Genomic DNA, 13,870 nt, shown 5'->3' on the forward strand with positions numbered 1-13,870 from the left:
ATGTTGCACTTGCAACTTCTAATTTTAACATAATTGAAATTGAAAGAGAATGGAAACACCTAGGTAAACAAGTTACCCCCATCTTTTCTTTGCTTCATCCTTTCCCTCCGCTTTTTAGCCATCCTGAGGCTTATATGGAGCATGACATTACATCCTGGATTAAATAAGCCTCTCGGGATTTAAAAACGTTCTGAAGGGCCTTCAACCAAGCCTCGCTATCATCTACTTTGTGATCACACGAAAAAACCCGCAATAGCGGGTTTTCAGGAAAGAACTTCTTCTAGATTCGCTCCGATTTTTCGTAAGCTGCCTGGGTCGACCTTTTCAATCGCGGTGGCAGCCGTTTCCAATGCAGCTTGATACTCATAGCTCCTGAATTTGGCTTCAGCTTGTCTCAAGCTTTCAGCAACCGTCTCATGACTGCTACGGTACCGATTACCGAATTGAATCACTTTTTCTGCGAGATACATATGTTCAATGAGTTCATGTGCCTTATCATAAACCTTGTTGACCTGTTCAACGGCTTTTTCTAGGTAGATATAGACAGCGGACATATCAAGAGGTTTTTCCTCCAGTTTGCTTTGAACGTCACTCACGCTTTCCTTAGCATCCTGAAGCACCAATTTATACTCTTCAGGCAGACCGGGAATGTTGCTCTTGGTAATCAATCGGCTGGTTTCGATCATTTTCCGTTTCAAATCGGCCAGTGAGTCCCTTGCATCCATTTCATCTTTTCTTAAATCCTGTAATTTAATACTGAAGTCCTTTTGGCTTTCTTGCAATTCGTTCAGCTGTTTGGCAAGGCTTTGCATTTCTTCACTGATCAGCGAGCTCGCCATTACATTATCTTCAATTTTCAAGACAAGCAATTGATAGCGTTTGGAAATCTGGGCAATTTGCTTTTCCATCTTCCGTTGTGCTTCCAATTCATTTTCAGTGAGATGATACGTTTCTTGAACATGCACGGTTTCTGTTTTTTGCTCATCGATTTCTTCTCCAAGGTCATTTATCATATTCCGGAGCACTTCATCATTCTTCAGGATGTACTGTTTGGAAAGCACTTCTTTCTCCAGTAGGTCGTATAGCACCTCAATGCTTTCCCTGACATCCTTGATTCCCGTTTCAACCGCTTCCGTTTCTGCATTTTCCAATTGTGTCTTATATAGGTCCAGTTCATTCTCCAAACGGGAGATTTCCTGTTCGAATTGGATATGGCTCAATAGATAACCCTGACCGGCCATCTCCTGATATCCGTCTTTCAATTCACTAAGATGCGAATGTAACTCGGATTGGCTATCAACCAATAACTTAGGGAGCATTTCCATTTTCGTACCCAGGACAGTGAGCTTTTCCTTTATGGAAAGGACAAGTTCCCTCGCATTTAAATAGTTCCCATTGACCGTTTCTTCCTCATACTGCTGGAGGATCTGCAATACCTCATCAAGGGAGGATTCAAGCTTATCCGCCGCTTTCCCATAATTATGACGATGGGCAAGCAATGTCTTTTTCAATTGGCGATACGTTTCTTTTATGTCCTCAATTTCCACTCGGTTCTTTTCTTCACTGCCAACAAGTTCATTCAATTCGTACAAGATTTTTTTGATCATTTCTTCAATTTCATCGAGTTTTAACGTAATTTGTCGCTGTGTCTCTTTCGAACGGCTGAAACGGAATTTATCGACAAATTCCTCCGCATCGAACAAGAGCTCTTCAACTTTCGGCATATGATCCGTAATGATGGCATCCCATTCCACGCGCCAGTTTTCGAACATTTCTTCTGTTTCACCTGTCATGTTCAATTGTTTGACTTTGGATAGTTCTTCTAAAACGGGGCGATGCAAGATACTGATCTTCCAGGATTCAAGACGATCGATTTCCTTGAAGTATTTCTTTTTGTAAAAATAGCCCCAAACTATGAAAATTAAAAATAACACGATTATTATTCCAAGTATGTATATGAATACCATGGTAAGCCCCCTGTTCTAATCCTTACAGCCACGCTCTTTTATATATAAATGTAAAAAATGTTCAATTTAATGCTTTTATGATACCATGTTAGCAATAATTTTTGACGAGAAAAATATAATTTTTGTAGAAAATTGCTACAAATACCGTTTATATGGGAGGGAAAGAACATGAAATCTGATAGACATGTGCATACTTCGTTTTGCCCACACGGTTCAGCGGATACATTTGATGATTATATTACAAGGGGAATTGAACTCGGATTAAAGGAAATTACGTTCACGGAACATGCACCTTTACCACCGGGTTTTCAAGATCCGACCCCTGAAAAAGACAGTGGAATGGATCCCACCCTGCTTCTTGATTACTTTCAAGAGCTTCATGTATTAAAAGAGCATTACAAAGACAAAATCCTCATTAAAAGAGGCCTGGAGGTTGACTTTATAGAGGGATTCGAAAAGGAAACAAAAGAATTCCTCAATGAAGTCGGCGAATTCCTAGATGACAGCATTCTTTCCGTCCATTTCATCAAGCAGGAACAGAACTGGCGCTGCATCGATTTCAGTGATGCTACATTCCGTTCGATTGCGACCGAATTAGGATCCATCGATGCTGTATATGCCAAATATTACGATACCTTAGAAAAATCAATTCGTGCTGATCTAGGAATCTATAAACCAAAACGAATCGGGCACATTACCCTTGTTCATAAATTCCAGCATCGATATCCGCCTGAAAACAATTTTGACGACCGCGTATACCGAGTTTTGGGTTTGATCAAGGAACAGGGGTATTCACTTGATTATAACGGAGCTGGTTTCGTAAAACCACTTTGTGGTGAGCCTTATCCTCCGGAGCGCTTTGCCAGACGGGCCATGGATCTCGGCATCCCGCTCGTTTATGGTTCCGATGCTCATCAAGCCAAGGATTTAGGACAGGGTTTCGAGTCGCTCATTCCGGAATTCAAGGGCTCATTCAAGTAAACATTTCGGGTCTTCCCGCTAGCAGGGGTTGCAGCTCTTCCGAAATGAATAATGTATCTTCCAGGAACCGACCGACTTCCTCTGCATATAGATTCGTATAATAGGCTTCCTGAGGGAACACATGCAGGACTTCCATTGCATAATGGGTATGAAGGACCGGCGCTGTTAATAGGCCTTTTAACTGCAACATGAACATGGGGATGGAAACCGAATGGAAGTTCCTGCTTTTAATCCCTTGTTCCAGAATATATTGAAAGTAAGATTTTTCTTTTGTAAAATAGGTCGAATGAATTTCACGGTTCAAGTTGGAATCAAGTGACGATTCCCCATAGATGAATCGGGCCGCCAAAAAATTCTTTCTCTGAAACGTGAGGATATCCTTCACTAGATTCATTAGGCACTCTTGTGGACCTTTAATCTCCAGTTGTTCCATATTCCTTTCAAGGACTAGAAGGTATTCTTCTAAATAGGAAATGAAGCAGAACTCCAACAGTCCCTGCTTATTCTTGAAATAGTAGGCAATATTGGCAGCATTCACTTTTGCTTTATTGGCGATATCCCGTATGGATGTTGCATGGTAGCCCTTTAAATGAAATAAATGCAGGGCAGCTTCCACAATAGCTTGTTTCGTTGGCGTCTGGCGATTCATCGGCAATCCCTCGCTTTCTTTGAGACAAGTCTTGTGGATTAATTCTGTATGAAACCGGCCAACTCCTTTAGTAAGTTCTCGACAATTTCTCTACATCCAGTGGCTTGTCAAGAAAGTCCTGTAATATAATGCGGAAGACAGGTGAATCCTTTTGTTTAATGTCGAAATGTATCAAGGAAATAAAGAAGAAAACTATGCGCTCGTACAAAAACAGCTCATAGCCCTTATCGAAGATGAACCGAACATGATTGCCAACTTAAGTAATGCATCCGCCTTGCTCAACCAATTCTTGGGCGAAATCAATTGGGTTGGATTTTATTTACTCGAAAAAGACGAATTGGTCTTAGGTCCTTTCCAAGGCCTTCCAGCGTGCGTCCGCATTCCAATCGGCAAAGGTGTATGTGGGACCTCAGCAGCTGAGCGGAAAACCATGAGGGTTGAGGACGTCCATCAATTCCCGGGACATATTGCCTGCGATGCTGCCACGAGATCGGAAATAGTCGTCCCGCTCATGAAGGATGGCAAGCTAATTGGCGTGCTTGATATCGACAGCCCGATCACAAACCGATTTGATGAAAGCGATCAACAAGGGTTGGAGAAATTAACGGACATCCTTTGCAACTATTTATAGAAACAAGACGAAGGGGAGTGACAATGTCACTCCCCTTCGTCTTTTAAAGTCGCCATTCCTTTACATTCACCCTATTTTTCCCGGAGTTCTTCGCCATATACAACGCTTCATCCGCCCGTTTGAATACTTCCTTAACGTTATCGAACTGCTCTTTTGCCCAGTAAGAGACGCCACAGGAAATGGTCACTTTCGGACTGGATTCCTCCCCAACCTTATCTTTTAAACGTTCCGCAATCTTGACGCCAGTTTCCAAGGGTATGCGTGGGAGGTAAATGGCCATTTCTTCGCCACCCCACCTAGCCCCTATATCTGTATCACGGATGTTATGCTGAATGAGATTGGCAACCTGGATGAGGATATCATCCCCAACTTGGTGCCCATACGTGTCATTCACTTTCTTAAAGTTATCAATGTCAATAAGGATGAATGTTCCTTCTTCATCCACTTCCATCGACTGGGACATCTTATCATCGAGATAACTCCTTGAATATAGCCGAGTCAGATGATCTGTTATGACCATCTTTTCCAATTCTTCACGGAGCATGGAATTCGCCATGGCCAAACTTGAATGATGTATGAGTGATTGCAAAAGTTTGAACATTTCAAAGGAAAAGAAATAGGGTTCTTCGTGTAATACTAAGGCAAACCCCTTAACATCGTTGCTTTCCATCATCGGAACAGCCATCAGGGAGTGATACCTCACATCAACACCCGGGCATTTCACGCTTAAGTCCCCTATAAATAATGATTCCTTGTCTTTATCAATCTTGTCTTTCATGAATGATACATACAGTTCCGATTCCTCTGAATCAAAAAAATCAGAGCTTCCTGTCAATAAATTCACGTTTTCCCCTGGCAGAAGCAAGATAAAACCTGTCTGGTCTGCGTCAAAGGACTTCATGATTTGCTGTTTCATATACTCCATCGTCTCACTTAAGCGTAGATTGGAATTCAAATGGTGAGATGTTTCGTTAATCAACTGCAAATCCGATACGAGACGTTTCGATTGCTGATACAATTGGGCATTTTCCAGGGCACTTCCGGCAGTATTCGCCAATAACGCAATGAACTCGATTTCGCTTTCAGGAAACATGAGCGTGTTAGGCGCAATGACTTGCAAAACCCCATATACCCCCTGTTTACCTTTTAGAGGTGCATATAAGATAGAATGATCGTCAGAGGGGTGATCATCGAATTGTATGGTGCCTGTTACATAAGCTTGCAGGGCCGCCACATTCTCGCTATCATATTCTAGATCCTTAATCGGCAGATTTTCATGACTATCATTATCATGGGAGAGAAGCAGGAAATAATCAAAGGTTGGATACACGGTATGCAAGGTCGAAATGATTTCTCCCAGGACCGCATCCATATTCATCGAAGAATAGAACTTTTCCGTGACCTTGAACAACCGTTTATTCCGTTTCTCCTCGACTGACATCTTGGAAATTGATAAAGCCGATTTCAAGATGGTTGCGAATTCTCCTGCAAAATCAGTCCCTTGCTCCTCTGTCAGACTCCTGAAAGAAATCCCCTGTTCTTTCAGGGCTATCAATCCGTTGACCTTCCCCTGATCCCAAAGAGGAATGATCGTTTGGAAATCTCGGAAATCCTTCGGCATAAATACAAACGATGCTTCGTCATTCTTATTTTCGTTCATTGCCTTCTCAATATGTTCCTGTGCGGGCGCCTTCATAATATAGTCCTCAACACTGCCTGTCGAAGCCTCTTTATAATATTGTAGCTTCCACTCATCAAATTTAAAGAAAGATACCTCTTCCATATAAAGCTGCTCTTTTGTCTCTATTAAAAAACCTTCTAAAAACTTCTGGAAATGGAGGTCCCCTTCCGAACTTTTCATATGCTGAAAGAAAAGTATCCTTAATTCATTCAATAACTGCACTGTTTTAATCTTCATCTCCATCATCCCTATATCACAGCCTATTTTTAAGCAAACTTATAAATACGAAATATTTAAAAAATATTAGTCCAAAAGAACTACATGTAATCAAGATCATACCATATCTCCCTGAAATAATGGAAACGATTGACAATATTCATTTTAGGTTATTACTTTATTATAACGCTTCTACCCTGAAATTTCTCCCTTATTCTAGTATTTTTTATAAGATTTTGAATTTCATTCTCTACCTAAATCATAATTATCATCCGATTCCGCTTGACTCACTTGGCAGAGTATTATACAATATTCCTTGTGTAAAATATTGCAGCCTATGTGACAGCCTTTATGTTCTCATTTTGTTCCTCCATACAGAGGTGTATCTCGTAACTCTCTGCTGCTAGGGCGAAGGTACATGAAAACAAAATGGTCATGATTGTTCATTCACACACGGTTTTTATTTTACCAAAATAAAAACATTCGAAGGAGGAGTCATCCTATGGCTCGTTATACTGGCCCAAGCTGGAAACTATCCCGTCGTTTAGGGATTTCCCTAACAGGTACTGGTAAAGAATTAGAAAAACGTCCTTACGCACCAGGACAACACGGTCCTAACCAACGTAGAAAAATTTCTGAATACGGAATGCAACTACAAGAGAAACAAAAACTTCGTCACATGTACGGAATCACTGAACGTCAATTCCGTTCAATGTTCGACCGCGCTGGCAAAATCAAAGGTGTTCATGGTGAAAACTTCATGGTTCTTCTTGAATCACGTCTTGATAACCTTGTTTACCGTCTTGGTTTAGCTCGTACACGTCGTCAAGCACGTCAACTTGTTAACCACGGTCACATCACTGTAGATGGAAAACGCGTAGACATTCCTTCTTACAAAGTGTCTCTTGGACAAGTAATCAGCGTTCGTGAAAAATCACGTAACTTCTCAATCATCAAAGAATCAGTTGAAGCGACTAACTTCGTTCCTGACTTCCTTACTTTCGATGCTGAGAAATTAGAAGGTACATTCACTCGTTTACCAGAACGTTCTGAATTGCCAGCTGAAATTAACGAAGCTCTTATCGTTGAGTTCTACTCTCGTTAATACCTTCGGAACCTCATCCTTGGATGGGGTTTTTTTATGCTTGGAATTCAATACAAATAAAAGCCGGCTGGGATTCAGCCGGCTTTCTCTATCTTATTTCACTAATGTGTATTTCTTTTTCCCACGACGTATTAGGATGAATTCCCCTTCAATCTTAGCCTCTTCGTTTACTATATATTGTAAATCAGTGACTTTTTCTCCGTTGATGGAGATGGCTCCATTCTGGATATCTTCACGTGCTTGACGTTTAGATGGAGAAATCTTCGCTTCTACAATTAAGTCCACTAACGAAATATCTTCGTCACTTTCACGTTCAAAACTTGGAAAATCTTTAAACCCGACTTTAATTTCGGCCGCACTTAGATTCTTCACGTCACCACTGAATAAAGCAGCAGAGATTTTGATTGCTTGATCTAGAGCTTCTTGACCATGGATCATCCGTGTCATTTCTTCTCCTAAAGCTTTTTGTGCTTTACGTAAGTGCGGTTCGGTTTCCATGGATTTCTCTAAGTCCTCAATGACTTCACGTGACAAGAATGTGAAGAACTTCAAGTATTTCACGACATCAGCATCCGCTGTGTTAATCCAGAATTGATAAAATTCATAAGGCGTCGTTTTTTCTGGATCCAACCAGATTGCTCCGCCTTCCGTTTTCCCAAACTTCGTGCCATCCGCTTTAGTTACAAGTGGAATTGTCATGCCGTATGCTTTTGTCTCTTCATCATGCGACTTGCGGATCATTTCAAGTCCTGTGGTGATATTCCCCCACTGATCGCTTCCACCAATTTGCAGCTTACAGTTATGATTGTCGTACAAGTGGTTGAAATCAATGCCTTGTAAAATTGTGTACGCAAATTCAGTAAAGGAAATTCCTGTTTCCAAACGAGAAGCAACCGTATCTTTGGCAAGCATGTAATTCACACCGATATATTTTCCATAATCACGCAGGAACGTCACCATATCAATTTTGCCGATCCAGTCATAGTTATTAACCATCACTGCACCATTTTCACCTTCAAATTCGAAGATTTGGGAAAGCTGTCCCTTAATGCAGTCTGCATTATAAAGAACCTTTTCCAACGTTTGCAGCTGTCTTTCTTCTTTCTTACCACTTGGATCTCCGATGAGACCAGTCGCTCCGCCCACAAGCACAACAGGACGGTGTCCATGCTTTTGGAACCGGCGCAATGTTAAGAATGGAAGCAAATGCCCAATATGCATGCTATCTGCAGTTGGATCCACCCCGCAATATAGGGAAATCTTCTCTTTATCCAAAATATCCTTGAGTCCTTCTTCATCCGTTTGTTGGTACATGATTCCCCGCCACTCGAGATCCTTAAGTAATTCCATTCCATTTTTCCTCCTTCATATATATCCTGAAAATTTCCGCAAAAACCATACAAAAACGCCCCTTCATATAAATGAAGGGACGAATAAATTCGCGGTACCACCCAACTTGAGGACAAAATATGCCCTCCGCTCGAGACGAATAACGGTCGTCGCCCGTTTGTCGCTACTAATTTAGGTTCACAACAAATGCTCAAGGAAGTAATTCATCTCACTATTTGTACCGGTTTTCACCAACCACCGGCTCTCTAAAACAGGGATAGCTTAACTACTGGGTCCTATCATCGCTAATTCAATAAAGATAATACTAAATTTTTATCATACCTGCCGTACATTGTCAACAGCACCCTAGCTGAAGCCAGAAAAATGTAGAAGTTTCCTTTTTACCTAGGTGTTATATGCTATAATATATGTGATTTCAGGGGGTTGATACGATGAATAATAATCAAAAAGATAGAATTCAATCGGCATGGAAACAAGTGAACCGATTTTTCAAAAGTGAAAAAACAATAAGGAATGCCAGAGTTTCCTACCAAGTGATTTGGAATTTGACATTGATCGTAATTATTGTTGGAATTCTAGGCTTTTCATTCGCCGGTGGTGTTGGAGCCGGCTATTTCGCTGCCCTCGTCAAGGATGAGCCAGTGCGCTCAAAAGAAGATTTAAAAAAGGATATTTATAATTATGAAGAGACCTCTGAGATATATTTTGCAGATAAAGTATATCTAGGCAAGCTCACAAGCGATCTTGAGCGTGAAGAAGTGTCCATCGATAAAGTTTCCGATCACCTGAAGAATGCCGTCATCGCTACGGAAGATGAGTACTTTTATGAACACGATGGCGTTGTACCAAAAGCGATTCTCCGGGCGGTTTATCAAGAATTTTCGAACGCAGCCGTCCAATCCGGGGGAAGCACGTTAACACAGCAACTCATCAAGAACCAAGTGTTGACAAACGAAGTCTCCTTCGAACGAAAAGCAAAAGAAATTTTACTAGCACTCCGGGTGGAAAAGTTCTTTGAAAAAGAAGAGATATTAGAGACTTACCTAAATGTCTCCACTTTGGGAAGAAATTCATCAGGCAGAAACATTGCTGGTGTCCAAGCAGCAGCGGAAGGGATTTTTGGTAAAGACGCCAAAGACTTGAATCTCGCACAATCTGCTTTCATTGCCGGGTTGCCACAAAGTCCTTTTGGCTATACTCCCTATACGCAACAGGGAGAGATCAAGGATGATCTCGAACCAGGCATCAACCGGATGAAAACCGTATTGAAAAGGATGCACAGCAACGGATACATAACAAAGAAACAATACGAAAAAGCCAAAACATACGATATCACAAAAGACTTTATTGGCAAGAAAACATTACCTACCGAGAAATATCCATGGCTTACCTATGAAATTGAAAAACGATCTATCGATATCCTATCAGTCTACCTTGCAAAAGAAGATGGATATGAAGAAAAAGATTTAAAAAATGATGATTTGCACGAGCAATACCTAGCGCTAGCAGATCGAAACTTGCGTCAAAACGGCTATAAAATCTATTCGACCATCAATAAGAAAATCTATAATAAAATGCAGAAAGTGACGAAAAACTACCCGAACTTCGGATATGATAAAAACCAAACCATCATCGATCCCGATACGAAAGAATCGAAAATCGTTCAGGAACCGGTTGAGACTGGTGCCGTCCTCATCGAAAACAAGACAGGTAAAATCATCAGTTTTGTCGGCGGACGGGACTTTAAACGGGAACAGACCAACCATGCAACCGCAGCACTCCGCCCAAATGGATCGACGATGAAGCCGCTTCTCGTATTTGGCCCAGGCATCGATCTCGGGAAGATCTCACCAGGAAGCGTGACGTCCAATGTCCCTGTCTCCATACCGGATGGAAGCGGAAGGTTATGGAAGCCTAGGAACTACGGCGGTGGAAGCCTTACTGGTATAGCGACAGCCCGGGAGACTCTAAAGAACTCGTATAATATCCCGACCGCGCTATTTTATATGAAAATTCTTAACCAGAATCCTGTTTCCTATTTAGAAAAAATGGGCTTCACAAGCCTATCCAAATCCGATTACAGCAATCCATCCCTGTCTTTGGGCGCAATGACAAATGGCGTAACCGTAGAAGAAAATGTCAATGCCTATACCACTTTTGCCAACTCGGGTGAATTCATCGATGCCTACATGATCGATAAAATCGAATCCAAAGACGGCGAAGTCATCTACCAACATAAAGTGAAGCCAGTTGAAGTTTTCTCACCACAGGCTGCCTACTTGACACTTGATATGATGAGGGATGTCGTAAACAGCGGTACGGCCGCTTCCGTCAAAAACCGCCTTGCCTTCTCCAGTGACTGGGCTGGCAAGACCGGGACCGGACAGGATTATAAGGATGCATGGTTCGTAGCCACTAACCCGAATGTGACGTTCGGCACTTGGATTGGTTATGATACACCTAAATCTTTGCAAGGAACATACAATGGCCTCCAGTACAATAACCGTAATATCTATTATTGGGCCGACTTAATGAATGCTGCCTATGAAGTGGATTCGAAGCTGGTGGATCCTGACAAACGCTTTGAAATGCCTGGGGGAATCGTCAGTCGTTCCTTCTGTGCAGCCACAGGACTTCTGCCATCAGACTCCTGTCAAAAAGCAGGGCTTGTTAAGACAGACTTATTCATTTCAAACCAAGTCCCCGCTAAAGGCGACGCTAGTTTGATAGATGGTCAATATGTTTCAGTCGGAAGCAGACGTTATGCTGCCCTTTCAGAAACACCAAGTGAATTCACAAGTGGAGGGTTTATGTTGGATCCCAAGTCCATTGATGAAATCGGATTAAAATACGTGGATGATCCCGGCGCCTTGATACCAGGTGGCGAGAAATGGGGAGATATCGCGGGTACAAGTGCGACGCTCAACGATAATGGAAAAGTGCCCGATCCCCTTTCCGTCACGGTGACTGATACGACCATTACCTGGGGTCTCCATCCTGAAGGAGATGTGGTTGGCTATCGCGTTTACCGTAATGGACAGAAAGTCGCCAGCATCAGTGCCGGTTCAGATTTGGTCTATACGGCAGGTGCTGATGGAGGTTCTTATTACGTAACCGCTGTAGACATTGTCGGGAAAGAATCCGCTCCATCACAAAGCGTTCAGACTGTCGCTAAAAAGTCGAGCACCTTCGTGAATAAGAAGGATACGGAAACTGATTCCAGCGATCAAGAAAAAGACGAAAAAAAAGAAGATACAAAAGATAAAGATCACGACATTACTGATAAAGACGAAAAGGATATAGCGGAAGAAGAGGAATGAAACACCCCTGCTTCCCACCTGAAAAAGAGGCAACCGGGAAGTTTCCGGTTGCCTCTTTTTTTGTAGATTGATTGATAATGTAGCACTTTTAGTCTTCCATGGATGATAAATCACCAGTCGGCAAATCCAGTTCCCAAGCTTTCAGGACACGACGCATGATTTTACCGCTTCTGGTCTTAGGAAGCTTATCACGGAACTCGATTTCACGAGGTGCTGCATGGGCCGCCAACCCATGCTTCACAAATTGCCGGATTTCATCTATTAATCCATCATTCGCAACATACCCATCACGGAGAGCAATGAATGCTTTAATAATCTCGCCACGGACTGGATCCGGCTTTCCAATGACCCCTGCTTCCGCAACGGCCGGATGCTCAAGCAGCTTACTTTCCACCTCAAACGGACCGACCCTTTCACCAGCTGTCATGATGACGTCATCGACACGACCTTGAAACCAGAAGAATCCCTCTTCATCCATGAAGGCAGAGTCCCCTGATACATACCAGTCACCTGGCATGAAGTACGATTCAAACTTCGACTCATTATTCCAGACCGTCTTCATCATGGATGGCCACCCTTTTTTAATAGCAAGGTTCCCCATTCGATGTGGAGGCAGTACGTTTCCTTGATCATCCACGATAGCCGCCTCCACGCCTGGAATCGGTTTACCCATCGAACCGGGTTTGATTTCCAGGCAGGGGTAATTACAGATAAGCTGGGCGCCAGTCTCCGTCATCCACCACGTATCATGTATGCGTCGATTAAATACTTTCATTCCCCAACGCACCACTTCAGGATTCAACGGCTCCCCTACACTAAGGACATGACGAAGTGAACCCAAATCGAAACGTTTGACGATCTCATCCCCTGCCCCCATCAACATCCTGAAGGCAGTCGGTGCGCTATACCAGACCGAAACCCCGAATTCCTCAAGCGTCTTGTACCATGACTCAGGCTTGAAACGACCACCTACGACCACATTTGAAGTACCGGTTAGCCATGGTCCGAAAATACCATAGGACGTCCCTGTCACCCATCCGGGATCCGCTGTGCACCAATACACGTCATCCTCCTGTAAATCGAGGACCCATTTAGCCGTTTGATAATGCTGGATCATCGCATTATGTACATGAAGCACCCCTTTTGGCTTACCCGTTGACCCGGATGTGTAGTGAAGAATCAATCCATCTTCACGATCCACCCATTCAATGTCAAAGTGCTTGTCGGCTTCTTTTACTTTTTTATTGAAGTTATGGTATTTCCCTTCCTCCTGGATGTTCTCCCCCACTAAGAAAATATGTTTTAAATGGGGCAGGTCGTCTACCGGTACACGAGGCAACAATTCAGGTGTCGTCACCAATACGCTCGCTTCACTGTCTTCAAGGCGATCCCGCACCGCCCCCTCCATGAAGGCTTCGAATAGTGGCCCGACGACAGCTCCCGTTTTGATTGCACCGAGCAACGCAAAATAAAGTTCCGGGGACCGTGGCATGAAAATGAAAACGCGGTCTCCCTTCTTCACTTCAGCAAGGTTCTGAAATACATTGGCCGCTTGGTTTGTGTATTCTTTCATTTCCTTAAAGGTATACTTCTCGTTTCTTTTTTCATCTTTAAAATAAAGGGCGATTTTATTCTTTCTGTATGTCTCAGCATGTCGGTCAATGGCTTCATAAGCAAGGTTCACTTTTCCGGTTTCGGACCAGGAGAATTCCTTCTCCGTTTCAGACCAGTCAAAATGCTTGTACTTCTCATCGTAATTCAATAAATTATAATTGCCCTGCACTGCTGGTAGCGCTTTCATATTCATACAAATAATCCCCCTTCTTTTTGCTTTATAGCTCTTATTATAGTATAAAAAACTATTTTTCTCAATTTTTAAAATATTTACCTTTTTTATAAATTCAAGGAAAATATTTCTTTATATTTTTGAACATTCAGGGTAAATCTTGGTATAGTTAGTTAGGAATGGC

General features: G+C 42.5%; 9 protein-coding genes and 1 other annotated feature. Of the genes, 4 read left to right on the forward strand and 5 right to left on the reverse strand.

The features are described from left to right. Nucleotides 1–263: 263 nt before the first annotated feature. Nucleotides 264–1,967 carry a septation ring formation regulator EzrA gene (gene ezrA, locus ACIQXU_RS02970; protein ID WP_402986617.1) on the reverse strand — a complete coding sequence of 568 codons (1,704 nt, stop codon included), beginning with the start codon at nt 1,965–1,967 and terminating at the stop codon, nt 264–266. A gap of 168 nt (nt 1,968–2,135) precedes the next feature. On the opposite strand from ezrA, the gene hisJ reads away from it, so the two are divergent. Next, the gene (gene hisJ, locus ACIQXU_RS02975; protein ID WP_402986620.1) at nt 2,136–2,948 is read left to right on the forward strand and encodes a histidinol-phosphatase HisJ; all 813 of its coding nucleotides are present in this window, start codon (nt 2,136–2,138) and stop codon (nt 2,946–2,948) included. Here hisJ and refZ read toward each other — a convergent pair. Beyond that, on the reverse strand, nt 2,941–3,597 hold the full coding sequence (gene refZ, locus ACIQXU_RS02980; RefSeq protein ID WP_402874931.1) for a forespore capture DNA-binding protein RefZ: 657 nt from the start codon (nt 3,595–3,597) through the stop codon (nt 2,941–2,943). The genes hisJ and refZ overlap by 8 nt on opposite strands. 151 nt (nt 3,598–3,748) lie before the next feature. On the opposite strand from refZ, the gene ACIQXU_RS02985 reads away from it, so the two are divergent. Next, nucleotides 3,749–4,228, forward strand: a complete 480-nt coding sequence (locus tag ACIQXU_RS02985; protein ID WP_402957748.1) for a GAF domain-containing protein — start codon at nt 3,749–3,751, stop codon at nt 4,226–4,228. 43 nt (nt 4,229–4,271) lie between these two features. On the opposite strand, the gene ACIQXU_RS02990 is transcribed toward ACIQXU_RS02985, so the two are convergent. Next, the gene (locus tag ACIQXU_RS02990; protein ID WP_402986622.1) at nt 4,272–6,146 is read right to left on the reverse strand and encodes a sensor domain-containing diguanylate cyclase; all 1,875 of its coding nucleotides are present in this window, start codon (nt 6,144–6,146) and stop codon (nt 4,272–4,274) included. 481 nt (nt 6,147–6,627) lie between these two features. Here ACIQXU_RS02990 and rpsD point away from each other — a divergent pair, with 481 nt between their 5' ends. Continuing rightward, the gene (gene rpsD, locus ACIQXU_RS02995; RefSeq protein ID WP_402874922.1) at nt 6,628–7,230 is read left to right on the forward strand and encodes a 30S ribosomal protein S4; all 603 of its coding nucleotides are present in this window, start codon (nt 6,628–6,630) and stop codon (nt 7,228–7,230) included. Nucleotides 7,231–7,323: 93 nt separating this feature from the next. Here the strand turns inward: rpsD and tyrS are convergent, their stop codons facing one another. After that, nucleotides 7,324–8,580, reverse strand: coding sequence for a tyrosine--tRNA ligase (gene tyrS / locus ACIQXU_RS03000; RefSeq protein ID WP_402874919.1), 1,257 nt, complete (start codon nt 8,578–8,580; stop codon nt 7,324–7,326). Between the two features lie 72 nt (nt 8,581–8,652). After that, nucleotides 8,653–8,871: a binding site (T-box leader), on the reverse strand. Between the two features lie 140 nt (nt 8,872–9,011). Between tyrS and ACIQXU_RS03005 the strand changes: the two genes are divergently transcribed. Continuing rightward, nucleotides 9,012–11,900, forward strand: coding sequence for a transglycosylase domain-containing protein (locus ACIQXU_RS03005; RefSeq protein ID WP_402986625.1), 2,889 nt, complete (start codon nt 9,012–9,014; stop codon nt 11,898–11,900). 88 nt (nt 11,901–11,988) lie between these two features. Here ACIQXU_RS03005 and acsA read toward each other — a convergent pair whose 3' ends face one another. Then, complete coding sequence (acsA, locus tag ACIQXU_RS03010; RefSeq protein WP_402986628.1) at nt 11,989–13,707, reverse strand: acetate--CoA ligase; 1,719 nt, start codon at nt 13,705–13,707, stop codon at nt 11,989–11,991. Nucleotides 13,708–13,870 lie beyond the last annotated feature (163 nt).

The organism is Peribacillus sp. NPDC097284 (assembly GCF_044761765.1).
Lineage (GTDB): Bacteria > Bacillota > Bacilli > Bacillales > DSM-1321 > Peribacillus.